The sequence below is a fragment of the Pseudoalteromonas sp. 68 DY56-GL68 genome, assembly GCF_041414825.1.
In the GTDB taxonomy this organism is placed as follows: domain Bacteria; phylum Pseudomonadota; class Gammaproteobacteria; order Enterobacterales; family Alteromonadaceae; genus Pseudoalteromonas.
This window is the reverse complement of sequence record NZ_JAOCZL010000011.1, coordinates 64,944-89,609: the sequence shown is the minus strand read 5'-3', so window position 1 is coordinate 89,609 and position 24,666 is coordinate 64,944. Positions and strand designations below refer to the sequence as shown.

Here is a 24,666-nt window from a genome sequence, read left to right as displayed (position 1 = left end):
CTATACTGATTAAAATTTGATTGAGCAATTGGCCAAGCACTGGCAGAATTGCACCCCTTTTTTACCATTAACCAAAAGTGTATAAGCAAGATGGCTAATTTAGATCAAAACAACTGGTTCACTGAAATTAGTGACCGTGATGGTAGTGCCTTTTCACTTCGCATAAACAAAAAGCTTGATGAACAGCAGTCACCATTTCAAAAAGTAGAAATGTATGAAACGACTGACTTTGGTAATCTTATGATTATTGATGGCTGCACTATGGTAAGTAGCCGTGAAAACTTTTTCTATCACGAAATGATCAGCCATCCAGCATTGCTTGCACACCCCGCTCCTAAAAATGTAGTTATCATTGGTGGTGGCGACTGCGGAACATTGCGCGAAGTATTAAAACACCCTAGTGTTGAAAGCGTGACGCAAATTGATATTGATGAAGTCGTGACACAAATGTCACTAAAATATTTCCCAGAATTATGTGAATCAAACCAAGATCCACGCGCCACTGTGATGTTTGACGACGGTATCAAATACATGCGTGAAGCTGCACCTGAGTCAATCGATGTTGTGATTGTAGACGGTACAGACCCTGTTGGTCCGGGTGAGGGTTTATTTAACCATGCTTTTTATACTAGCTGTTTAACGGCCTTGCGCCCTGGTGGTATCTTAATTCAACAAAGTGAATCACCGCTTATGCACATGCCACTGTTAGTAGAAATGCGCGACGCGATGACTGAAGTTGGTTTTAATGACCTGCAAACACTGCCTTTCCCACAACCAATCTACCCAAGTGGTTTATGGTCAGTGACGCTTGCGCGTAAATCAGAAGCTTTCAATGGTTTTCGTGAAAACGATGCTAATACTCTTTCACAAAGCACAGAATACTATAACGCAGGCATTCACCACGGTGCATTAGCCACACCAAATTATATGAAACGTGCTTTTGAGAAAAAGTAGTTTTACCTAAATTGAAAAGGGCTCATTGAGCCCTTTTTTGTTACCAATTGGTTTTAAACCTTAAATCGATTAACTAAATGATTAAGCTCATTAGTTAATTGGCTCATACGATTAGCCACCTCTTGAGTCGAGCTTGCTAAGCCTCCGCCTTGCTGAGTTTGATCGTTTAAGTCTGACAAGTTTTGACTTATTTCATCAGCCACTGCGGTTTGCTCTTCAGTTGCTTGCGCCGTCTGCATTGCCATGTCGTTTACTTTCACTGATGATTCTTGCATCAGGTTTAATACATCATTTGTTTGCGTGAATGATTCAACCGCTTCATCGGCATAACGCTTACCACTATTGATAGCCTGTAGTGATTGCTCCACACTTGCCGCAAACTGCTCAACCATCGTTTGTATGTCATTCGTGCTGTCTTGCGTTCGCGTTGCAAGGGTACGTACTTCATCTGCTACAACAGCAAACCCACGGCCTTGTTCGCCTGCTCGAGCAGCCTCAATGGCCGCATTCAAAGCGAGTAAATTTGTTTGCTCAGCAATGGCACGTATTACTTCAAGGACTTTGGCAATATTATCTGAGCTTTGTTGTAACTCTGTAGAGCGTTGGCTTGCATGCTCCATATTTTCGGATAATGCGGTAATTTTTCTGCTTGAATTATCAACTGCTGACAACCCCTGCTTGGCAAGCTGTTGTGAGTTATCAGCCTCATGGGATGAGTTTTGCGCTACATTTGCCACTTCACGGCTAGCGACACTCATTTCATGCACTGCACTGACAATCGACTCAGATGCTTGGCTGAGCTTTTGATTAACTTGATGGTTTTGATTAGCAAAACTGCCTAAGTCGTTACCTAAGTCATTTAACTCTTTAGCTTGTTCTAAAATGTCTTTAATCAACTGCTGCAAATTATCTAAAAAGCGGTTGAAAGCAGTCGCAAGCTCAGCAAATTCGTCTTGTGTTTTTACATTAATTCGCCCCGTTAAATCACCATCTCCAGAAGCGATTTCATTAATGCGCTCGGTGACATAATTAATTTGTGTAGTTAATTGACGCGGTACAAAATAACTAAACCAACCTGCAATGGCTAATACAACGGCGATCATGATCATTAACATCACTTTAAAGCTAATCACTTTGCTCATCAGCTTCTCGGTTTCAGCTTGTGAGGTTTTATCTGCCGCTTCCCCCGCTTTATCAAGGATATCTCGAAGTGCTGAAAATGCGCGCTCAGCGTTTTGTTTTTTCTCGCTACTCAATGAATCATTTATGTAAGAAGTGGATGCTGAAAACCATGAATCAAAGGCTTTATTAAAACCACCAAATTGTCTTGTTACCTCAGGATAGGCAGACATATAAGATAGATACTGTTTGAAACGATCAGCCACTTGATTTGCATTTTCTTGATGGTCATCTAAATAAGCTTTATCACCTTTATCTGTGGTCACTAAGTGAAGTTCAGCCACTTTTGCTTGGTATAAGTCTCTGTCTGCATTTACCACTACTGACACAGCATTAACAAACCGCTCTGACTGTGCGTCTATTGCTACTCTTTGTAAGTTTATTAAGTAGGTGTAACCTGCTATCAAGATCACAATAGCAATTGCGAGTAAAACGATAGGCAGTGAACTTTTGACACGTATGCTATGTAATTTCATACATTTTCCTAATCAAATTCTTAATCAGCATATTTGTAAGAGCTTAGCTGAAATACATTAAAAGTGTATGAAGTTAAAAGCGCCAATGTGCAGAAAGCATAAATTGTTGTTGTGAATTGCGCTCATTAAATCCCATACTTGGTCTATTTTGAGCGTCACTGCTCAGTACTGAATATTCAGCACCCACTTGCCACTGTGTTGACAACTGATATCGCCAACTAGCGGTTAAAGCTTCTCCTCGGCTTTGGTTAGGATCAAACACCCAATCATCATGATCACTAACCTTAAAGTAATCATACCTAATTGTGAGACGATGCTGGTCTAACTTGTGGCTTAACATAATAAAATGACTGTAAAAACTATTGTTTACGCCTCGGTTTTTACCCATTGCAGTCTTACCATCTAAGAGCTGCATAATAATGCGTGTCTGCTTGGTAAACTTGTACAACCACGCAGCACTCAAAAAGCGCGTATCCCAAGCATACTGACCGGTACGCGTATTTATTGCACTTGGATCACCATTGTTATCATAGTAGTAGATACGAAATTGTGAGCGCTTTTGATAATCCCAATGTGCGCCAACATAGTAACCAAACCGACCATCGACTTCTTCGAAAGGCTGCACATAGTCGGCTTGCTTGGTGAGCTGTGAATTAGAAAAAGATGCTGGCGCAGAAAAGTCGATACGCTCATTAAATGTTGTTTGCCTATCATGAAGTGCAAAACCACGCCAAGACAACAGCGTTCCTGCAGGATCGTTACCTTTAAAAACCGCTCCAACACCCTCAAAACTATGGTCACTACGAAACTGTCGACCTGGGCGCTTTATACTTGTTTCCACACCAAAAGTACGTACTTCTTCACCTAACCAACTATTAATGGCTGAGTTGGTGTAGTTATAAGGCGACATCCAGCCACTTTGTGGGTTCTCAAGCGACATTTTCGGATAAAAACCTCCCGCTTTAACAGCTAACTTATAACGACTTTCTGTCAACGGCTGGTATTGCAGATAAGCTTGGCTAAAACCGATTGTCATAGAAGGGTCAGCATGAACATTAACAGTGGAGTGCACAGACCAATCTCTATCTAACTCTAAGCGACTGCTGAGCATCGCTTGAGAAAGACGAATACCATCATGGTCATTATCGTAGCGATATAAACCAATACCGGTACGCTGGTAGCTGGCTAATTGATCGCCTTTTAGTGCGGATATTGCGATTAATCCTTCATGCTCTGCAAGTACAGAGCTAGGTAAACCAACAAGCACAGAGCACAGTACTACTTGCCACTTATTCATAGTCATCGAACTCGTCACTGCTTAATTCAAGTGCTGGTAAAAGCGCCTGCTTTAATTGATAACGTAACACACTGTTTTTGCTATTAAACGAAGTAATTTCTGGTTCGCTAATGTCAGACAACCGATCATGCCATATCGCTAACTCAAACGTCCCTTCAGGGAGATCTAAATCAACAAAACCTTGTTCATCAGTTTGCGCAAATGATGGACTATCAACCACAACAATATAACCCAGCATCCAGTCATGAATATTACATCCGAGTTCAACAACCCCTGTCTGCTCAAAACGAACCGGCTTTTCAGGTTTATCTCGGTAAAGTTTTAATTCGAAGTGTTTTGCTTTAGAAAATGAATACACATGGTGCATGATAGAATCTAAGTTCGGAAACTCAACATTCGCCCCTTTAGGCACCACTAATACATGAGGAGAAAAAGATCTATTTTCTTGGCTCATGGTGTAACTAGCTTCCGTTGATGGACTTTGCGAGTGGCCTTTCAACCAAACAACAGCATTAGCAACAGGCTGACTGTTTTGGTCAACAACTTGAATTTTCTGTGCCATAAGTGTTGGACTAAAGGTAAGTAATAACAGGATTATTCTTATCATTTTTGATGAACCTTTTCATATGCTTGGCTTTTTAAAATCAGTGCGTACTTTGCTGAATACGTATGCAGATACCTCGTATTAACACGCAAGTCAATTTATGCTTATTGTGACAACAATTCACAATCATAAGCCGCCAAGGAACAACAATGCGATTTACAGCTTTAATGTTAGCAGCCTTTTCAGGTACTTGCCTAGCACAAACCTCGACTGTCAGCTCTCCTGATGGGCAAATAAAAGTCACGATTTCCGATGAACAACACGCACCTAGCTACGAAGTTAGCTTTGCAGGTAAACAAATTATTGCAAACTCTGCGCTGGGCTTGGTGTTCAAGCAACAACCAGCAATGAGCGAAGGCTACAAAATTAGCAGCCAAACAACTGATTCTGTAAAAAGCAGCTGGGAACAACCTTGGGGTGAACGCCAAATTGTTGTTGATAACCACAATGAAGTGGCTGTTACATTTAAAAAGCCACAACCTCAAGGCGGCACATTTACAGTGCGCTTTCGTGCTTTTAACGACGGGGTTGGCTTTCGATACGAATTACCAAATCAAGCAGGCTTTGAAGATATAGAGATCACAAAAGAACTCACTGAGTTTGCTATCACAGATTCATCAGATGCAACGGCTTGGTGGATACCTGCACGCGGTTGGAATCGCTATGAATATGTTTATAACACCACACCATTACATAAAGCGGCACTGGTACACACACCATTTACCTTAAAAAACAAAGATGGCATCCATATTAGTATTCACGAAGCTGCCCTTGTTGACTATGCTGGCATGGTTCTAAATCAACGCCGTGACGGTACTTTTCAAGCCGATTTAACACCTTGGTCTGATGGCGTAGCAGTTAAGAAGCACGGCGCTTTTAATACTCCTTGGCGTACAATTCAAATTGGTGATGAAGCTGTTGATTTAATTAACTCAGATATAATCTTAAATCTAAACGAACCAAATAAACTTGGTGATGTATCGTGGGTTAAACCTGGCAAATACGTCGGTATTTGGTGGGGTATGCATATCAATGAAAATACGTGGGGTAGCGGTAAGATTCATGGTGCTACAACCGCAAACACTAAATACTATATGGACTTTGCAGCTAAGTATGGCTTCGATGGCGTACTCGTCGAAGGCTGGAATATTGGCTGGGATGGCGACTGGTTCTATAACGGTGATGTATTTAGCTTCACACAGCCTTATGATGACTTCGACATTGAGGAATTAACTCGCTATGGCAAAGAAAAAGGCGTGCAATTAATTGGGCACCACGAAACATCAGGTAACGTTACTAACTACCGCAATCAAATGGAAGATGCATTTGCACTGTACGAAAAATCAAATGTGAGCCAAGTAAAAACAGGTTACGTTGCTGACGGCGGCAACATAAAGCGTATTGATGAAAACGGTATTGTGCGTAAAGAATGGCACGATAGTCAGTTTATGGTAAACGAATACCTATATAACGTAAAATTGGCTGCAAAACATAAGATTAGCATTAATACGCATGAGCCAATCAAAGATACCGGCCTGCGCCGTACATACCCAAACTGGATAACCCGAGAAGGTGCGCGCGGACAAGAGTTTAATGCATGGGGAACGCCTCCAAACCCACCAGAGCACATTCCTATGCTTGCTTTTACTCGCATGCTGGCAGGTCCAATGGACTTCACACCAGGTATTTTTGATATGGGCTTTAACGGTTTAGGTGCCGATACCAACCGCCCACAAACAACCCTAGCGAAGCAATTAGCGCTATATGTTGTAATGTACAGCCCTATTCAAATGGCCGCAGATTTGCCACGTAACTACTTAGCGAAACCAGATGCATTCCAATTTATTCAAGATGTACCAACTGATTGGCAACAAAGTATTGCACTACAAGGCGAAGTTGGCGATTACGTTGTATTTGCACGTAAAGAGCGCAAGCGTGATCAATACTCAGGTAACGACTGGTATCTAGGTGCTGTTACAGACGAACAAGCCCGCACTTTAGAAGTGAAGTTAGACTTCTTAGATAAAGGTAAAAAGTTTGAGGCGCAAATCTACCGCGACGGTGACAAAGCACAGTGGGTAAATAACCCTTACGACTTAAAAGTAGAAAAACGCATAGTGACTGCTGATGATAAGCTAACGTTAAAGCTTGCCACCAGCGGCGGCACAGCGATTCGTTTTAAAGCAATCTAAGCTGTAAGTTTTAAGCTTCAAGAAAAAAGAGCGCGGCATTTGATGTCGCGCTTTTTTATTGTTTTGAGAAATAGGAGGACTAGTAATGGCTATAGTTACTTGCAAATCACCTTTCTCAAAGGTAAATTTTTTGAATGATTACTCAGGTAAGTAAAGAATGGACCCTTTAGAAAGACTTGCACAGAGAAATACCGCACATAAAACAGCTCGTAAAAAAGAAAAGCGTGAATTACTTTGGCATATTCCGATCACTGTAATCAGTATTTTAACTTATATGTCTATTTACATCTTTTTAGTGACTGACGACATAAACCCGAATGATTTGCCAATAACTGTAAAGCCAGTATGGGTGGTTTCAAATCTACTAACTCTGGGGCTAGGTGCCACGCTCTTTGTAAGCAGTATTGCGTTTTTAGTATTTCTATATTTTTTAACGAAATATATAAAGGTAAATATTTTAAAGCTCAAATTGGCAACTATAACTGCTATGCTATTTCTGGTTAGTATATCTTTTTTTGCACTTGGCAATTTTTGTAACAGCTTAATTTATAAAAATAAAATTTTAATTGCCGAGTTCATGCATTTTGGCTTTTATGAACCACCGACTCTCATTCAGATGGCTTTAAACTGGCTAACTATCTTAATAGTTATCTTGCTACTTTCTTTAAATTTCATCATTGCTTCAGCCCCCTTCAAAGCAAGAAAGCACTTTAAAACTAGTTTTATTGATAACTCATAACTGTGGCAACTTAAATTATAAGTAACTAACTGCTCTGTAAATCTCCACCCATAAAAAAGCAGCCCACTCGGGCTGCTTGAAACTCATAGCTTAAGGCTTAAAGCTAAATACTTTTAAAAAGGCAAATAGATTTGCGCGCTGAGGCCTCCCTCTGGGCGATTAAGTAGTTGTACTCGGCCGCCGTGCATATCAACAATACGTTTGATAATCGCAAGGCCTAAGCCACTGCCTTCACTACCACGTGCCGCATCACCTTGTTTGAACGGCTCAAAGACAGTTTCAAGTTCGCTTTCAGGAATACCCGGCCCTTGGTCATTCACAACCACCATGGCAAACTTTTTATTACTGCTCATGCGCGTTTCCACTTCAATATCACCGTCAGAGTAACGAATAGCATTTTCAATCATATTGGTAACAACACGCTTTATAGCAACCGTACTGACAGGTACATTACTAATGCTGGGGTTTTCTTTAAAGCTAATTTGCCGATGATGCTTTTGCTCAGCCTCAACCACTTCATTGACGATAGCATTAAGATCTTCAAGAGCAAGCTCTTCGCGCTTGTGATGACGCAAATATTCAATAAATTGATCGATAATTGCGTTCATATCCTCAATATCATGAATAATTCCTTCACGCAGATAATCTTCGTCGTCAGACATCATTTCTGTTGCTAAACGAATACGTGTAAGTGGTGTACGTAAGTCATGGGAAACCCCTGCCATAAGTAAACGACGATCGTTTTCTAACGCCGCAATACCACGCGACATTTGATTAAACGCACGGGTTACTTCTATCACTTCAGTTGAACCTTGCTCTTCAAGTTTTGTTGAGAAGTCCCCAACACCCACTTTAACTGCCGCCTGCTGTAGCGCTTTTAATGGTCGGTTTAGATGGCGCGCAAACAACCAACCACCTAATACGCTTAAAAAGCCGATACTAGATAAATAAAAAGTGAGGAATTCAAGGTTATTCTCTTGTAATCCAGTTAATGGCACGCGCACCCAATAACCAGGGGCTTGTGGTGCTTCAACCCAGTATACAAGTGGATCTGTTTGGCTTATACGTACGCGCGCAGAGCCGTTGAGTTGCTCCGACATGCTGCGTGAAAGCATTGAATACTCTCGTGTCTCCGCCAGACCTTCACGCATAGCTTGGCGCTGCGTCATGACTTCAATGCCAGTGATTTCAAAAAACTTTTCAGACGCTTCTTTACTTACTTCAACGCCTTCTTCCCACTCAATAAACACTGTTTTAACTTGTTTCGAGAGGATCAGATTAACTTGCTCTATGGTGGGTTTAACAACATAAAAACTAACCGTTATATAGGACACTATTTGATTGATTAAAAGCAGTGCAGCAACCAAAAATACGGTTTGTCCAAACGCACTACGTGGAAACATCCCCATAACAGCTACTTTTCACCATCTGGCACAAATACGTAGCCTAAGCCCCATACTGTTTGGATATAACGAGGATTAGCGGCATCCACTTCAATCATACGTCGCAAGCGCGACACCTGCACATCGATACTACGCTCAAGTGCACTGTAATCACGGCCGCGGGCTAGATTCATTAGTTTATCGCGACTAAGCGGCTCACGTGGATGAGTCACTAATGCTTTTAATACCGCAAACTCACCACTGGTCAGCGACATCGTTTTATCACCATGCGACATTTCTCGAGTAGCAAGATTAAGCGTAAATTCGCCAAATGATATTTCGTTCTCTTCTGCTGCTGGCGCACCAGGTACTTCCTTTGCTCGACGACGTAAAATGGCTTTAATACGCGCTAATAGTTCACGGGGATTAAATGGTTTTGGAATATAATCATCAGCGCCAAGTTCTAAGCCGATAATACGGTCTACCTCATCACCTTTTGCCGTTAACATAACAATGGGTATATCATTTTCTTTTTGACGTAAACGACGACAAATCGACAAACCATCTTCTCCAGGTAGCATAAGATCAAGCACCATTAGATGAAAATTTTCACGCTCAATTAAGCGATCCATCTGTTCAGAGTTTGCCGCTGTACGAACGATAAACCCTTGTTCTACCAAGTAACGTTCAAGCAAACTACGCAAACGCATATCGTCATCAACTACCAATACTTTTGTCGTTTCGTGTCCCATAACTTTCATTCTTTTTGTAATATGTTACTTGTTAATATAAATGAAAAACTTAAGAATAAAAAACGAATTGAACGCTTAGATTGTTACTGAACATTTCAAAACTATCTCGACAAAGGCAAAAGACTTTTATACCTTGCACAGGTTTTCTTTAAAGGTTTAATAGATATGGCAAAAACCAACTTAATCACACGTGAAGGGTATCAGCAATTGCAACAAGAGCACGATTACCTATGGCATGAGAAACGCCCTGAAATCACCAAGATTGTGACGTGGGCTGCAAGCCTTGGTGACCGCTCTGAAAATGCCGACTATCAATTATTACCCTCCTGAAATTCATACTATTTAATATAGCTACTACTGACTATATTGAGCACGTAGAATATGCGGAGCAGTCATGCTGCTGCAACCTGTTATCTCATAGAGCTACGGCATATACGCTCTAAGGAATGAAATATAACGTTTAATTTGATGCATACATGAGCCATATTTCAGTAAAACAGAGACATAGGCTTGTTTACTGGTCTACACAGCTCTTCTCGAGGTAAGTAAAAAAAGAGTAGTACAATGTGCTTTAGTTGCTTTACAAATACTTGCTATCTTACTGTGATGGTTAAGCTCCGCCATCTTTCTTTGTAAGCTGCTCATCAGGTGGCTTTTTTGAGTTGTGCTGTATCTTTGGAGTTGAAGTAGCAGCACTGTTACCCTCAGCTCCTGTGCTTTCACTACCCCCTCCAATCCGATAAGCTAGCGTGCTAGCCGCGACGAGCAAGGCGACACAAGAAACACCTAAACTCCACTTCTTTATTGTGTGGGCAGAGTTAGCTCTCTTTTCTGCTTGTTGAGTTCTCTCTTCTGCTTGTTGAGCTCTCTCTTCTGCTTTTTGAGCTCTCTCTTCTGCCGCTTCAGTTCTGGACTTTAGCTCCTCTCTTTCAAGAGACTTTGCATCAAGCAAATATTTCGAAGTTAATAGAAGCTGCTTAATTTGGTTTAGTTGCTGTAAATAACCTTCGCATTGTTTGTAATAATCACCGCGATGTTCTTTAGGGTCTTGAGCAATAACACCTCTTATTTCCTCAACTTTAGCCATTTTTTCTAAGTAATCGGTAATCACTTCCTGTATGAAAATCTTGCTACCGTACTCTTGATGAAAGTCAGCAATCACCTCTAAACAGTTTATGAGCCCAAGCTCTATCGCGTCATATGATGCCCTGTGGCAATGTCTTAGAGCTTTACTTAGCTCTGTATTCTGCACTTCCACATCTATATCATCAACATCATAGGACAGAGCTCGAGTTAGATGGTAACCATAGTATCTAAGCTCATTAACTGATGGGATATCTAGCTCACCAGCTGCCAACTCTGAGGTTTTTATGTAACTTTCAGCTTCTTTAAAAGCAGATAACGCTTTTTGGAACAGCGACATGTTGTCGTGGTGAACAACACCTATAACGGCATCACCTACATTTAGATCTTCAATGGGGTGCAATGAACCATTTTGGTCTGCGAGACAATTAACTTCAGAGTGGGACACAATACAAATCCAAATTTTGAGCAAAAAAAATCAGACATTAAATGTCTGATTCTTAATAAAATCCTAAATTACGTCAACTGTTTTTTAACAATTAAGCAAATGAAAAAGACAAAATAGATTTTTTCCGCTCGTCTTTCTCTTCTTGAGTTACGAAGCGATCTGCTTGGATATTAACATTGCCTCGTGCGTACAGTCGCACACGTGAACGTGAAGACGCATTTTCAGTACGCATTCTTTTAGAATCGGCGTTTTTACCTGAATATACTTGTTCTGGCATATGTTAATCCTTTTTATCGCTTTTATATGAAATTAATTGCCCGAAAGGCGTTTCAAAACAGCTACGCACATTGCTCTACTCTAATGTTTAGAGTAGTAGTTAAATACAGTTTTAACACTTTAACAGTGAGAAAAACAGAACTTTTTTGAAATTAGTCGTGACAAAAAGCTAATTCCCCCAAGAATCACCTGAGTGATTTATGAGCAAAGTCCGCGCATTATAATTATTTTTTACTCTATTACAACCCCTAAGACTCTAAAATTATTTTCAATAGAGTAATTAAAGGACACAAATTCAGTAATTATTGGTTTTGTGTAAATTAAGTTGCATTTCAAAGGTTTTCAATCTGTTATGCTCTATTAGACTTAAAAAATACCTTTAGGTAAGTTTAATCGCATCACAGAACACCTCTTTTTACCCGAAAAAAAAAATTAAATATAGAAAAGCAATCTATTTAATTGATAACAGTTTACACCTAGGGCAATATCGATACGTAATAAGATAATGCTGATATTGTTCTCATGCCCTACGTCATAAAAAAACTCGTTGAATACAGGTCAGATAGAACAGGTAGGTCACTAACTCTGCCCGCTCTGTTTACTGAATCAGGATTGCTCCTATCCCACCTAAGATTTCTGGTCGCACGATATAACAAATCTCCCAGTTGGCGTGAAAAGAGTGTTCAGGCTATTAAGTTACTTCTTGAATATATCAACGCAAATCAAGCATGCTTTTCGACGACGACTGAGTTACTGCGCTCTTTCTTTTTGAGCTTATCCACAGGAACAATTGATACCTCGGGTAATGATCCATCGGGCTTGTTTTGGAAGCCTCGGCGAGTAGAAAATGTTAACGCCCTCTTAGGCCACATCAATGCATATTGTGATCACTTAGATTACCTCAATGGGGTTGAAGTCCCCACAATCAGCCCTTTTCGGAAAGCAAATTCAGCCGAACAACGCCTACTATGGTGCAGTTACTATCGGCGACAAGCCAACCTTTTTCTAAATCACCTATCGTCACCGCAATCACAACCAAACATGCATGTAATAAGAGAAATTCAATCTTATAACCCTCATATGTTTGCGACTGAATCTTCGAAACGCTTTCCAGAAGAACAATTGAGCCCGCTCCTTGACCTCGGTTTACGTTTTAAACGAAAGGTTCAGGATGGAAGTCAAATCAAAGTTATTGATGAGCCGGATTATTGCGCCCATTTTGTCGTTATGCTCATGCATTATGGTGGGCTTAGATTGTCAGAATGCTTTCATATTTACGTGGAAGATGTGTCTATAGACACAAGAGATAATTCGGCAATTGTATCGGTTTTCCATCCAAGCGATGGTTTTCCTCCAGAGAAGCAGTTCAAGAATAGGGCACATTATCTAAACGTTAAGTACGGCCTCCTACCTAGACATCTGTATCCAAAATCTAAAACGATACATTCGGGTTGGAAAACCCCAATGCTAACTTCGAAGAACAACTCCTTCACTGTGCTTTTTTTCCCTCATCAAGCCGCCACTCTATTCTTAATAACCCTGCAAAAGTATTTGGCATCAGGTCAACGCCCTAGCACACCAGCGCACCCTTATTTGTTTTGTAATCGTAGGGGAGCCCCAGAAACCAGAAAGAACTTTGAAAGCAAATATGACCGAGCACTAGAGCGAATAGGTTTAACCCCTTCAAAAGCTTTGGGGCTATCTGTACACACACAGACATAGCTACGGATACAGATTACAAAGCGCTGGATTGAGTAAAACAACAATTCAAAAAAGCATGCACCACAAAAGTCCAATGAGCAGCAACACCTATACCCAACCCCATGAAGAAGATATTCGAGAAATGATGAGAACCATTGAAAATGAGAAGACGTACTAAATTCCATAGCTTCGAAGAAGCCAAAATCGCCGTAAAAAAACTTAATATCACTAGCCAGATAGACTATCACCACAAGTATAAAGGCGATCCACGTCTTCATTGTAGCCCAGCAATACGATACAAGGGTGAATGGCGTGGGTGGGAAGATTACCTAGGCAAGCCCAGTACCTTTTTCCACCCGACTTACGAAGCAGCTCAAAAGAGTGCCAAAAATCTTGGCATCAAATCCAAGACTGCCTATGCCTATCGACGAAAAGAAGATCCTCTCTTACCTTCACGACCAGATGCAACTTACCCAGATGAGTGGCATGGATGGAAGCAGTTTTTGGGCACTAGTTGGGCCTTATACCCTACATATGAAGAAGCTCGGCAGGCTACCATTAAGCTAGGCCTTCAGGATCGCATTGATTACATTAATAGGCATAAACAGGATCCTAAATTACCATCCTCTCCATCCTCGAAATATAAACAGGATTGGCAAGGTTGGGAGCACTTTACCGGAGTTAAAAAGCCCAACAAACAACAAAAAAAGCCACCTGTGAAAAACTACGTTGCTAGCACTATTGCTAGCACTGAAACTCCATATCCAAACCTGAATGAAGCCCAAGAGGCGGTACGGCGCTTATCTATAACAACATCTAGAGAATACAGAGATCTTTATAAAGCCGACCCTCGGCTACCAAGTACGCCTGACACTAAATATAAAAGTGACTGGATATCATGGTCCCACTTCCTGCTTGGAGACTTACCCTTATACTCCTATGAACAGGCCAAGAAAATAATCCGTAAATTGGGCTTAAAGCGCGCCAATGAATACGCCTTAGCCAGAGAGAAAGATCCCAGACTACCTAGTGCGCCGAGTAGGTATTATGTATCCGAATGGCTATCATGGGGAGACTTTTTAGGGAAACAAATGCTTAGCTTCTCAGAAGCAAAGAAAGTGGTGAAGAAGCTGAATATCACTACGCTTACAGAATACCAGCATCGGTATAAAGAGGTAGACAATTTACCCGCATCCCCTTATAGAGTTTACAGTGAAGAATGGCTAGGGTGGAGCGACTTTATTGGAGGTCCACAAAAGCAACTTTATAAAACTTACAAAGAAGCTAAAAATGCCACAGCAAAGCTGGGCATAGTTAACAGCATGGAGTACAAATCACGATATCAAGAAGATCCGCGGTTACCGCAAAGCCCACTTAAGCAGTATCCATCAGAGTGGAAAGGATGGAAGCAATTTTTATTGCCCCATACCATAAACACACTTGATGAACTCAAACGCACATGCAAAATCCTCCAAATACGCAATTCAAAACATTACCGTGAAATTCGATCAGAGTACCCTTTTTTACCTTCAAAGCCAGATAAAAAGTTTTCGGGTGAATGGGTAAGTTGGTATCAGCTCTTAGATATACCTACGCCGTATGATTTTAAAACGGCTAAAGAAATAACCCGTACTTACAAGATTAAAACAATAAGTGCATACAAAAAGCTGTGTATTGCACTTGCCAACCCTCGCTTACCCAAAACACCTCATGAAGTATACAAAGATCAAGGCTGGATTCATTGGTATGACTACTTCGGGACGCCAGCACCATACAAAGTAAGGTATTTTGATCCTGAACTGAGGGTCTGGGGAGAATACATAAGTGAATTCTTAAAGTCAGCCCGTGCAGGTGAAACTAAAGAAAAGGACCTGTGTGAGTTTGTTCGTGAATTTATTGTCCCGAACCACCTACCCTTATCACCTCTCGATTTTTTAGTAAAACAAGATTCACCTGTAAATAGCTTTGTTGAGATACTGAACTCCACTCCAATTACTCGAAAAAAGAAATGGTTAGCCTCAGTCTCTGAGTTTTTAAATTGGGTTCTTGAAATGTATTTGACGATTGAGGACTCAGACACGGGAGAGGTTAGCCGTGTCAATGATGCGAGGAACCCTTTTCGCTATATCAATTTTGACAATGAAATTGCATCACCCTCTTTTCGTGGTGAGACCGATAAATTAGCACTTCCTTATGAATACACTAAGCGAGCAAGAGACTGGATTTTTACAGCAGATGCTCACGTAACTAACTCAAACTACGCAGACCTTACCCACTTACATAATTTTTCAGCTGATTGGGAGCGTATTCCTGACTCAGTACAAATCAATCCCGAAGATAAAGATTGCATAACTAAACAGGTCAACGGCAAAACGTATATTTGGAACCCTTGTCATTGGACTTATACCTATGCCTTGATGCAGCTTCCAGCAAGAGGCCGGCAAATAGTTTATTGTGACTCAGGTGAAGCTGACATTGAGGTCGCCGAGTTTAAGAAAAATAAATTACATTGGATAATTAATGATAATCCCCTAAAAGGACAGACGCGCAATCAAGGGATGATTAGCCAATCTAGCCGGGGGGACTTTGGAGTTTATTACACCTCGAATAAAACCCACCTCAATGGAAAGGGCTACTCCATACCTTACATGCCTACAGAGTTGGCTTACTGGCTAATTAAATTGCGGAAGTGGCAGCAGAAATATAACCCAATAACTAAACCAACTCATTGGCTAAATTGTAAGCGTACACATCTCAATGATAGCCAAAGACAAAATAAAGGCTCGAACTGTTTTCTGTTCCGAGAGTTGGGAGGAGTTGAACCAGGGCACTTTAGCGGACGATTAGCTGGCCGACTTGCAGCTGCATTATTTTTCTCTGGTAAAGACGAAATGTCCAATGCCCTTTTCAAAAATATAAACTACAGAGAGTGGGCTAAAGAGAACGTTGATCCTGAACATGAATTTGTGAATCTTAGCCATTTTAGCTCTCAATATACTCCCCACTCAATGCGTGTCAGCTTGATTAATTCGTACATAAATGAGTTTGGTTTACCTATTGAGGTTGTTATGAAACTGGCTGGCCACTCTTCAATTATCATGACAGTTATTTATGTGAAAAGCGACGAGTCAGGTTTAAACCTTCATCAGCGAATGGGCAAAGGAGAAAAGCTTGCACTTCAAAACTCAAGTGCCGCAATACAACGCCAAATTGAAAATCACCGAATTGAAGAGTGTAAAGGCCAGTTAACCGCGAAAGATCCCAGTTTTTTGAACACGCTCAATAACAATCGACCTGGAAGCAGCTATTTATTTAAAGACTTCGGCATTTGCCCTGTAGGAGGTGCATTCTGCTACGAAGGGGGCGGCTTTTCTGGGCCTAAAAGCAATATAAGATTACCAGTTAATGCCGGCTACCTGGGTGAGCAAAACTGCATTGCCTGTCGCTTCTTTATTACTGGGCCTGCGTTTATTGGCGGCCTTGCCGCCCTCGGAAATGAAATCAGCTACGCAACTAATGAACAATCTAAAAAGCACACTTCTCTGCTAGATCAGCTTGATAACACAGTAGAAAAGATCGAAGTAATTTCTCATGATATCTATGAGAAATCTAAGAACAGTCAGCCCGTACAAGAAGCCCAAGAGGCTAAATTAAAATTACAGTCTGAGCGAAGAAAGTTAAATTCTGAAATCGAAACTCGGGCTAAAAAACTAGACTTACTGGTTAACGACTTAAATTTGATACACCACCACCTTGAGAACTGCCAAAAAGTATTAAGTAGCTCTAAAGCGGGACAAGCTGATAAACCCTACCAATTAATAACATCCGAAGATTTTGAAATAAAACTCGAGGCCATCGAAGCCTCCTTGTTCCACCAACTATGTGAAGTTTGTGAAAACGCAGAAGTTTATCAGTCTTGCTTACCAGGAAGCGCACTATCTAAGCGCTCTCAAATGCTCGATAGCATGATGAAAAGAAACAGGATTGCCCCCACGTTTTTTGAGCTATCGGATGAAGAACAGCTGAAAATTGGTAATCAGATGGTCGAGCTCATGCTGGTTAAACTCAGCTCTTGGGAAAAGCTGGACAGGTTAATTGAAGGCTCTTTGTCTTTAGATGATTTGGCTCTCAACAACAGCCTAACTCGTGAGGAGATTAATAATCTAGTCCTTTCATCAAGTAAACGGATAGAGTCTTATGAATAAACAACAAGGTACGCCAAAAGAAGCCCTCGCCTTTCTGACCGAAGGAGCTTCTAATCGAGTTCAACGGTCTTTAGAGGCAATCTACAAGACATGTGAGGAGCAAGTAAAAAAAGGAGTGTTAGACTTCAGTTGCAGTAATATCGCCCAGCAAGGAAAATCGAATGGAGTGCCCGCAGCACAAAGTATTCGCAATAAAACAGGAGAAAAATATCGGTCACTAATCGCTGCATTTGCTAAGCACTATGAAATAGCAAAGCCGAGTAAAAACCGTGGACCACACTCCTCTTGGATAGATGAGATTGAAGATCCTGCTTTACGGCTACAGGTGAACATTCTCGATGCACAAAAGAAAAAAGCAGAGGAGATTGCGCGAGAAATAGTGCCAATTGACCAAGTTATCGAGGTCTATGACGGTGTCGCTACTTCCTATGCTGGTCGTAAGCTTAATATCCAAGAAAAGGAAGCATTGGAATACCTGATGTCTAATGAGTTTTTCAGGCGCTTCAATCTAGAAGTTGGAAAAAATGGAAGCGTGGTCGATAAAGACACAGGCAAGACCTTTTTTCCTGTAGCAACACTTGATGCTCTGGCAAAAGCAATCGAAAATCTCTAAATTACGTCCGAGAAGATAAAACCCCCATCGGAGAAATAGGTGAAAACAAAGCTAATCACACGAGCTGGATATCAAAGACTAACCCAAGAACATGACCACTTGTGGTTTGAGAAGCGTCCTGAAGTAACAAAAATTGTTTCTTGGGCTGCAAGCTTGGGTGATCGCTCTGAAAACGCTGACTACACCTTCAACAAACGATTATTGCGCCAAATTGATCGGCGCGTAAGATACCTAAGAAAGTTGCTTCCAGACCTTAAAATTGTTGATTACTCACCAGAGCAAGAAGGAAAAGTATTCTTCGGTGCATGGGTAGAAATAGAAAACGACGAAGGCAAAGTCAAACGCTTCAGAATCGTAGGCCCTGAAGAGATTTATGGTGATAACAAGGAATATATCTCTATCGACTCACCAATGGCGAGGGCACTATTAGGCAAACAAGTGGACGACGACTTTCAGGTAAAAACTCCTGAAGGCTACAAAGAGTGGTATGTGAACTCTATTGAATATGTGAATAAATAAGAGATTTTTTTACGATCAAATCTGACATTTCCAAAAGCCAGCTTTTAGTTTAACATTGATACTGCAATTAATTTCTAACGCCTAATTTCATCTAGTGAGAAAGTATTGGAAGTAGCATTTAGTAGCAAGGAGCTAAGGCAAATCTGTGAATCCTACTCAGCAGCGAAAAAGCTGCTGGGAGAAGTGGTAGCCGACAAATTGTGCGCTAGACTTTCAGATATTGAGGCTTGCCGAAATTACTCGGATATGGTCCTAGGGGAACCTTATTTTATAAATATAAACAATATAGAGGTCTGGGTTGTTTCGATATCGGGATCAATTTCTTTGATATTTGAAGCCAATCATCAATCCCCCCCACTAGATAAAAATAATCAACTGATGTGGGAACATGTAACTCGTTTGAAACTAATGGATATTCGCGAGCTAAGGAGAGGAAATGCAGAGTTTTCAGCCTAACTGGTGTTCACCTCCGGGTGAGACAATAAGTGAACTAATAACTGACAAAAACCTAGATGTAGGTAGCATCTGTCGCACTCTCAGTATCACCGCAGAAGATTACAGAAAGTTAATAAGAGGCTCTCTAAAAATTAACTCTCAGATTGCTCTTAGATTAGAATCTATCTTTTCAGTACCCAAAGAATTCTGGCTTAATCGAGAGCACCGATATAGGGACTCTCTCTCTCATCAAGCTGAAGAGTGTGAAACTTGGTTAGAACAACTTCCTTTAAACGACCTAATATCTAGAGGTTTCATAGATAAACGCCTGCAAAAACCAGACAAAGTTCATCAATGCCTTCGTTTTTTCGGTGTCAGATCTATAGAAGACTGGGATACTGCATATAAAAGTAAACTGTCAGAAGTTGCATTTAAAACGTCAAATTCATTCGATTCAACACCGCTATCTATAGCAACTTGGTTACGAATAGCGGAACTACAAGCTTCAGAGCAAAGAGTTACACGTTTTGACCGTAAACTATTAGAAAACAGCCTCAGTGAAATCAGATCCTTAACTCAGATAAAAGAGCCGGCAAGTTTTTTGCCCAACTTACAAGGAGTTTTGAATAAGTGTGGTATCAAGTTGGCCGTAGTCAGGGGCGTAAAAGGCTGTAGGGCCAGCGGTGCAACATTTTTCGAAGACAAGCGCGCTATTGTTGTCATGAGCTTTCGTCACTTAACTGATGATCATTTCTGGTTCACTCTGTTTCATGAGCTAGGGCATTTAATGTTACACCATGAAGGAATGACTTTCATTGAGGGGATTTCTGACAACACCGATCAATACGAGCAAGACGCAAATAAGTTTGCTATGGACTTATTGATTCCCCCTGAGCATCAGGGCTACTTGAAAACCCTAACTTATAAAGATTTAAGAAAGATTTTAAAGTTCGCAAGAAAATTAAATATCTCTCCTGGGATTGTTGTAGGCCAACTTCAACATAAAAGGCTTATTCCCCATACTCACTTGAATAAGCTTAAAACCAGATATAAGTGGCAGTAAAGCAATCAATTTAGCTTAATTACCACTATTCTAGCTTTTAAATCACCCTCTGAAATATTTGTATTTACGGGGATTTTTTTGCCAGTTACACAAAGAGTCTTCTAGGACTTGCATACCCAATAAATCTAAACCTAGATATGAAGCAAGTTCCTTTAGCCGCTCTTCAAAAGAGTCAACGGTCCAACCGACGGTATAGTTTTCACCAAATAATAATCGTGCCCCAGCGATAGGCCCTGTAGAACCTCCCAAGTACAATTTCGTTGGCTCAATATCTAATAAGCCTGCTTTCTTCAACATAGTTAGATAGTCAAATTTAGCTGTCCGCCCAAAAGATAAAACGGCACTCATTGACTTATATAAGTACTCAAACAGATCTAATTGGGATTCATTAGCAAAATACTGCGCCTCAGCAAATTTTGCGAAATGGCTTCTTGTAGCACCGACCCAGTTGATGTAGCTACTAAATATTTTAGGGATAGGGCGTCTGGCATCAGGCTTTAAAGATTCATATTTTCGGTGATTTCCATATTTCCTTGGCACACCATCATTCAAAAACATAGGGTAAGTTTTACGGTACCAAGCTTCAAATTCATTAGGCTCGCTAGATATGCGTTCCCAAGTCCAAGAATCACTCCCATACCCACTGTATATATCCTTGCAGAGTTGCCATCCAGTATCCTCATTCTTACCAAAATGAGTAAAAAGGAAAATCAGCCAACAAGCTTCATCGTAATTCCCTTCCCTGTTATATTTGAGTGCGGCACGGATTGGATCAAACAGTGTGCTGTTTGGATCTTGTCTTTGTGTCGAAATCTCCCTAGCAGATATGGCCTCAACATATTCAATCCGTCTGATGCTGTCTATCAACTGAAGAATTAAAGTATTTCTGGTTTGCTCATCCAGAATGATTTCTATCGGCTCCACATCGCTATGAAAAGACAAAAGCCCCTGTTCCAATTTAGTCATTCGAGATAACTGAGTTTTCCTAGTCAACATGACTTCACATCCTATATTCCCTGAATTTTCCTAGCTCGCTTATCTATAATTTCTCTATAGAACTGGGTGCTAAAGCTTGCTCTAATTACACTTAATCGTTCCAGAGTTTGCTGCTTGTCGAAGGAGCCTTCTAGATTTTGTTTTATAATGTTGTACGCTTCGAGTAATCTTAATATTTCTTGCCAGTACTCGGGCACTTTATCAAATAGAATCTCATTAACTCTTCCCTCTCTAATCAATCTCTCATACCTAATAAGACCCTTATTCTTTCCAGGTTCTAAGTTAAAACCTGCGGGCATACCACCCATAACGGGAGCGCTTTTCTGATATCCTTCTTGGATGTATCGCTCCGCGAGTTCAACGTCCTCTGTATAGAGGTGCAGACTGGACACATAATGATGGTAAGCCCCTACTTCAATACCAAGCATTTTCGAAACTAACTCCTGAAGCATAGTAAACACAAAGATATCGTGCGGTAAGCCCCTGTATGCATCATTTGACCTCATGGTCGTGTACATATGGAGTTTGTTCTCTCGTATCATAAATTGCCAACTAAGAGTGCATGGTGTGTCTTTGTACTGCTTGGAAGTGTCTTTGGGGCTAAATAGTTGGACAACAGCTTGTCTGGTAGAGGGTTTGCTTTTTAGCAACGAGATTACTTGAGAAAACTGGTTATATTTCCCGTCACAAGAAAAAAGCCGCTTACCGTAAGCGCCATTAATCGTGCCATCATTTTCTGCATATTTTTTATATACACTTAAGTAGTATGATATAAAGCTCTCATCATCTGAACCGGACAAGTACCAAAAGAGTTCACCAAGGCAGCTAAAGATTGTTTCTTTTAATTCTGTTCGGCTCAGCCTTGCCATTGGATTATTGAGAGTTAACAGGCAGCTATCAAACTCACGAAACTCGCCTTTTGTAGCTTTTTCAATCCGATTACTATTACGAAGCAGGTCGAAGACATTCATTAAGATGTCATCAACCGTTTCTCCTTCAATATGTCTCGCGCTCAATACAACCCCTCCCTGCTGTTACCTTATGATTCTACAAGAAAAGGTGGATAAACGTCCAAATATTATTCTTATTAATTGAGCTAACACTTCATGGGGAAGGGGATAACTACTTAGTTAGATGACCAACGAATCCCAAGCTCTTTGGCAAAAATAATGACCGCCCGCTTTAATATTTCTCTTTCTTTAACTGCACTTTCTAGCCTGCTTTCAAGCTGTCGAACAATATACTTGTCTTTTTTAACTACTGCTCGCACCTCAGCTTCTCTGACCCAACGTCGAACAGTACTGTAAGACGCCCCGGTGAGAATTGCCGCTTCACGATAGCTAATCCCACGCTCAATGATCAAAGCTAATACTTCTCGCTTTATAGCTGACGGATAGGCTTTTGACACTTAGACCCTCTTCTAAACTCAGTTGTAACTATGTGTCGTTGCACCCACAACACAAAGCTTAGAATTCCTAAGTATACATGGTAAATTAAAACTTAGACAATCTAAGCATTCGCGATAATTAAAATGAAACGTCTTTGGCATTTAAGAATCCTTTGCCTCAGCGCCTTAAAGAAGCTAGGCAAAGAGCAAAAATATCTCAGAAAGAATTGGGGATCAGAATTGGCATTGAGCCAAGCTCAGCGAGTGGTCGAATGAACCACTACGAAAAGGGTAGACACATACCCGATCTGCAAACTTTGAAACACATTGGAGAAGAACTAAATGTCCCTCTCAATTATTTTTTCTGTGAAACTGAGGAAATGGCAGAATTAGTTATTCTTTTTAATACCTTGCTGCCAAATCAACAAGAAGCCCTCTTAAGTAAGCTGCGAGAAGAACTAAAAAATGAGTGCCAGCTGCCTGAAACAAAGTAAACAACAATTAAAAAAGAAAAATAAAGTACTTCGCACATCAAGATGGAGGGATAAGCTTACTGACCTCGCTTAAATTCTGAAAAAGCCTTTGCATGGGCAAGTACAGCCCTCACACCCTCTTGAGATAGTAACATTGACGATGGATCATCTTCCAAAATGGGTAGACCAGGTACATCAGGTTTTGAATCTGTTAACCAGCGCCACGCTTTAGGAACAGTATCACATACACCTTCTGCACTAAGAATTTCGATTATCTCAGCAACTTCTTGATGATATTCAAACCATGAGAGCGGCCTAAAAACAGCTTTGTTACCACCTCTTATTCGTGCTGGTAACTGAGAATTTGCAAGCTCATCATCAAGGATATAATCAATAGTCCAATCAGCCAGTTGGCTAAGGGTTTTATTAGCTCGCCGTGGACCTGTTCTTTCTTTACTGGGGATAACCAAACCAATCTTTATCGGTGTTCTTAAATTAAGAGCATTAAGCTCTTTCAGTTTGTTAAGCGCTGGGGCAATGTCAGTATCATTTGTTGTAAAGACAATATGCTCTACTTCAGGATCACTAAACGCATCAAAAACAGCATCAAGCGCCACATTTACATCACTTTGCTTTTCTTCAATTTTCCAAACTTTGACCTTACTACAATCCCTTGGTTCTTTCTTCTGACCCTTTTCATTGTGCTCCACCAACCGGCTATCCACCTCATCAATTACATAGCTGCCCTTTACCACTTTCACTTTAACTGAGTTACTTCGGTGATTTTTCAATGCAGCATGATAGCTTCTCTGATCATCAACAGAGCTTCCATCTTCAGCAACTTTTTCACTGATTTCTGCTGTATAAAACTTAATGCCAAAGTTAGGATGTAAGATTGATGAGGTTATGCCTGAACGAGGAAGTAAATGCTTTTCGAATAGGTGGGCTAGATCTAACCACTTATACGGCGTATTTTTTAAGCAACCGTAATAAAAATTATATCCGTCTATGTATACTCGAGTTCGCACAAATGACTTTTCAGTGGTTCAGAATTGAAAAAACCGGCCAAAAGGCCGGCAGATTCGCCCAAGCCCAGTGGTCGTAATGCCAAACGTGGGACAAGGGAAAGTAGTAAGTAAAGTATATGAGTACACAAACGTTATAGCAAGTTAAATTTAACTATAAAATAAACAGTTAGGTAATGGCGGTACAAGTGATAGAAGCAAGCATCTTCATTAACAGAATGATAAGCAAGAGAACATCAGAACTTTAGTATCCAAATTAATCATATCAAGGGGATATTTCAAGCCAATGCTTGCCAACATTAATTATTAATAAGTTGTATATGGTAAGTACTAAATACAGAACTATTGATAGATTTAGTACTGCCTGACGGTATCCATAACAAATAAGAATCACTTTTTTTCAATGAGTTATATATGTTTAGTATGTTTTTTTACGGTAATAAGTGAAATTCAATAAGCGTGTATTACGACAAATAGATCGTCGAGTGCGCTATTTGCGTAAACGCATGCCTGATCTAAAAATCGTTGATTACAACCCACAGCAAGCTGGGAAGGTGTTTTTTGGTGCTTGGGTTGAGATAGAAAACGAGCAAGGAGAAACCAAACGCTTCCGAATTGTTGGCCCTGACGAAATTTATGAACGCAAAGATTATATTTCTATCGATGCGCCGATGGCTCGCGCGCTCCTTGGCAAGCAAGTCGATGACGATTTTTCAGTCACGACCCCTGAAGGTCAAAAAGAATGGTATGTCAATGAGATAAGCTATCCAGATGCGCCATAATTAATAAAATAAATTCAGAAAAGGTTAATTTGTGATTGTTTAGTCTAAAAATGTGATCTATAACTAAAGAAGCTTAAGACGTTTT

Annotated in this window: 21 protein-coding genes and 2 pseudogenes; 12 read left to right on the top strand and 11 right to left on the bottom strand. The window is 40.6% G+C overall.

What is annotated here, in order from left to right; all coding sequences use genetic code 11:
- Window positions 1–90 precede the first annotated feature (90 nt).
- Entirely contained in the window at window positions 91–954 is an 864-nt protein-coding gene (gene speE, locus NYF15_RS07550; RefSeq protein ID WP_371353227.1) for a polyamine aminopropyltransferase, read from the top strand.
- Window positions 955–1,007: 53 nt separating this feature from the next.
- Here the strand turns inward: speE and NYF15_RS07545 are convergent, their stop codons facing one another.
- The 3 genes from NYF15_RS07545 to NYF15_RS07535 form a co-directional block, all read right to left on the bottom strand.
- Entirely contained in the window at window positions 1,008–2,609 is a 1,602-nt protein-coding gene (locus NYF15_RS07545) for a methyl-accepting chemotaxis protein (protein WP_130149147.1), read from the bottom strand.
- Window positions 2,610–2,682: 73 nt separating this feature from the next.
- Window positions 2,683–3,912, bottom strand: a complete 1,230-nt coding sequence (locus NYF15_RS07540) for a hypothetical protein (RefSeq protein WP_371353226.1) — start codon at window positions 3,910–3,912, stop codon at window positions 2,683–2,685.
- On the bottom strand, window positions 3,899–4,513 hold the full coding sequence (locus NYF15_RS07535; protein WP_371353225.1) for a methylamine utilization protein: 615 nt from the start codon (window positions 4,511–4,513) through the stop codon (window positions 3,899–3,901). Before NYF15_RS07535 ends, NYF15_RS07540 begins: the two co-directional genes overlap by 14 nt.
- A gap of 146 nt (window positions 4,514–4,659) precedes the next feature.
- Between NYF15_RS07535 and NYF15_RS07530 the strand changes: the two genes are divergently transcribed.
- Together NYF15_RS07530 and NYF15_RS07525 are read left to right on the top strand one after the other, a co-directional pair.
- A complete protein-coding gene (locus NYF15_RS07530) occupies window positions 4,660–6,702 on the top strand; it encodes a glycoside hydrolase family 97 protein (protein ID WP_371353224.1) in 2,043 nt (680 codons plus the stop codon).
- 157 nt (window positions 6,703–6,859) lie between these two features.
- Window positions 6,860–7,441 carry a hypothetical protein gene (locus tag NYF15_RS07525; RefSeq protein WP_371353223.1) on the top strand — a complete coding sequence of 194 codons (582 nt, stop codon included), beginning with the start codon at window positions 6,860–6,862 and terminating at the stop codon, window positions 7,439–7,441.
- 113 nt (window positions 7,442–7,554) lie between these two features.
- On the opposite strand, the gene envZ is transcribed toward NYF15_RS07525, so the two are convergent.
- Together envZ and ompR are read right to left on the bottom strand one after the other, a co-directional pair.
- Entirely contained in the window at window positions 7,555–8,850 is a 1,296-nt protein-coding gene (gene envZ / locus NYF15_RS07520) for a two-component system sensor histidine kinase EnvZ (RefSeq protein WP_130149152.1), read from the bottom strand.
- Between the two features lie 5 nt (window positions 8,851–8,855).
- Window positions 8,856–9,575 carry a two-component system response regulator OmpR gene (gene ompR / locus NYF15_RS07515; protein WP_062568318.1) on the bottom strand — a complete coding sequence of 240 codons (720 nt, stop codon included), beginning with the start codon at window positions 9,573–9,575 and terminating at the stop codon, window positions 8,856–8,858.
- Between the two features lie 165 nt (window positions 9,576–9,740).
- On the opposite strand from ompR, the pseudogene NYF15_RS07510 reads away from it, so the two are divergent.
- A pseudogene (locus NYF15_RS07510) lies at window positions 9,741–9,890 on the top strand (transcription elongation factor GreB); the annotation flags it as partial.
- A 295-nt stretch (window positions 9,891–10,185) separates the two neighbouring features.
- Here NYF15_RS07510 and NYF15_RS07505 read toward each other — a convergent pair.
- Window positions 10,186–11,106 carry a hypothetical protein gene (locus NYF15_RS07505; protein ID WP_371353222.1) on the bottom strand — a complete coding sequence of 307 codons (921 nt, stop codon included), beginning with the start codon at window positions 11,104–11,106 and terminating at the stop codon, window positions 10,186–10,188.
- A gap of 91 nt (window positions 11,107–11,197) precedes the next feature.
- Window positions 11,198–11,383, bottom strand: coding sequence for a hypothetical protein (locus NYF15_RS07500; protein ID WP_371353221.1), 186 nt, complete (start codon window positions 11,381–11,383; stop codon window positions 11,198–11,200).
- Window positions 11,384–11,904: 521 nt separating this feature from the next.
- Here NYF15_RS07500 and gmtY point away from each other — a divergent pair.
- The 6 genes from gmtY to NYF15_RS07470 all read left to right on the top strand — a co-directional run bounded on the left by gmtY (window position 11,905) and on the right by NYF15_RS07470 (window position 19,918).
- Window positions 11,905–13,104 carry a gamma-mobile-trio recombinase GmtY gene (gene gmtY / locus NYF15_RS07495; RefSeq protein WP_371353220.1) on the top strand — a complete coding sequence of 400 codons (1,200 nt, stop codon included), beginning with the start codon at window positions 11,905–11,907 and terminating at the stop codon, window positions 13,102–13,104.
- Window positions 13,105–13,244: 140 nt separating this feature from the next.
- Window positions 13,245–17,288, top strand: coding sequence for a VPA1269 family protein (locus NYF15_RS07490; protein WP_371353219.1), 4,044 nt, complete (start codon window positions 13,245–13,247; stop codon window positions 17,286–17,288).
- Complete coding sequence (gene gmtX, locus NYF15_RS07485; RefSeq protein WP_371353218.1) at window positions 17,281–17,901, top strand: gamma-mobile-trio protein GmtX; 621 nt, start codon at window positions 17,281–17,283, stop codon at window positions 17,899–17,901. The genes NYF15_RS07490 and gmtX overlap by 8 nt, the downstream gene beginning before the upstream one ends.
- Window positions 17,902–17,940: 39 nt before the next feature.
- Complete coding sequence (gene greB, locus NYF15_RS07480) at window positions 17,941–18,420, top strand: transcription elongation factor GreB (protein ID WP_371353217.1); 480 nt, start codon at window positions 17,941–17,943, stop codon at window positions 18,418–18,420.
- A gap of 105 nt (window positions 18,421–18,525) precedes the next feature.
- On the top strand, window positions 18,526–18,876 hold the full coding sequence (locus tag NYF15_RS07475; protein WP_371353216.1) for a hypothetical protein: 351 nt from the start codon (window positions 18,526–18,528) through the stop codon (window positions 18,874–18,876).
- Entirely contained in the window at window positions 18,857–19,918 is a 1,062-nt protein-coding gene (locus NYF15_RS07470; protein ID WP_371353215.1) for an ImmA/IrrE family metallo-endopeptidase, read from the top strand. The genes NYF15_RS07475 and NYF15_RS07470 overlap by 20 nt, the downstream gene beginning before the upstream one ends.
- Window positions 19,919–19,960: 42 nt before the next feature.
- Here NYF15_RS07470 and NYF15_RS07465 read toward each other — a convergent pair whose 3' ends face one another.
- From NYF15_RS07465 to NYF15_RS07455, 3 genes are all read right to left on the bottom strand, one after another.
- Window positions 19,961–20,884 (bottom strand): hypothetical protein, encoded by a 924-nt coding sequence (locus tag NYF15_RS07465; RefSeq protein ID WP_371353214.1) that lies wholly within the window; start codon window positions 20,882–20,884, stop codon window positions 19,961–19,963.
- A gap of 41 nt (window positions 20,885–20,925) precedes the next feature.
- Window positions 20,926–21,930: a thymidylate synthase gene (locus NYF15_RS07460; RefSeq protein WP_371353213.1), complete on the bottom strand. Its 1,005-nt coding sequence runs from the start codon at window positions 21,928–21,930 to the stop codon at window positions 20,926–20,928.
- Window positions 21,931–22,040: 110 nt separating this feature from the next.
- A complete protein-coding gene (locus NYF15_RS07455) occupies window positions 22,041–22,322 on the bottom strand; it encodes a transposase (RefSeq protein ID WP_371353212.1) in 282 nt (93 codons plus the stop codon).
- A 134-nt stretch (window positions 22,323–22,456) separates the two neighbouring features.
- Between NYF15_RS07455 and NYF15_RS07450 the strand changes: the two genes are divergently transcribed.
- Window positions 22,457–22,795, top strand: a complete 339-nt coding sequence (locus NYF15_RS07450) for a helix-turn-helix domain-containing protein (protein WP_371353211.1) — start codon at window positions 22,457–22,459, stop codon at window positions 22,793–22,795.
- A gap of 56 nt (window positions 22,796–22,851) precedes the next feature.
- Here the strand turns inward: NYF15_RS07450 and NYF15_RS07445 are convergent, their stop codons facing one another.
- Window positions 22,852–23,802 (bottom strand): NYN domain-containing protein, encoded by a 951-nt coding sequence (locus NYF15_RS07445; RefSeq protein ID WP_371353210.1) that lies wholly within the window; start codon window positions 23,800–23,802, stop codon window positions 22,852–22,854.
- 443 nt (window positions 23,803–24,245) lie between these two features.
- Between NYF15_RS07445 and NYF15_RS07440 the strand changes: the two are divergent.
- A pseudogene (locus NYF15_RS07440) lies at window positions 24,246–24,581 on the top strand (GreA/GreB family elongation factor); the annotation flags it as partial.
- Window positions 24,582–24,666: the final 85 nt, after the last annotated feature.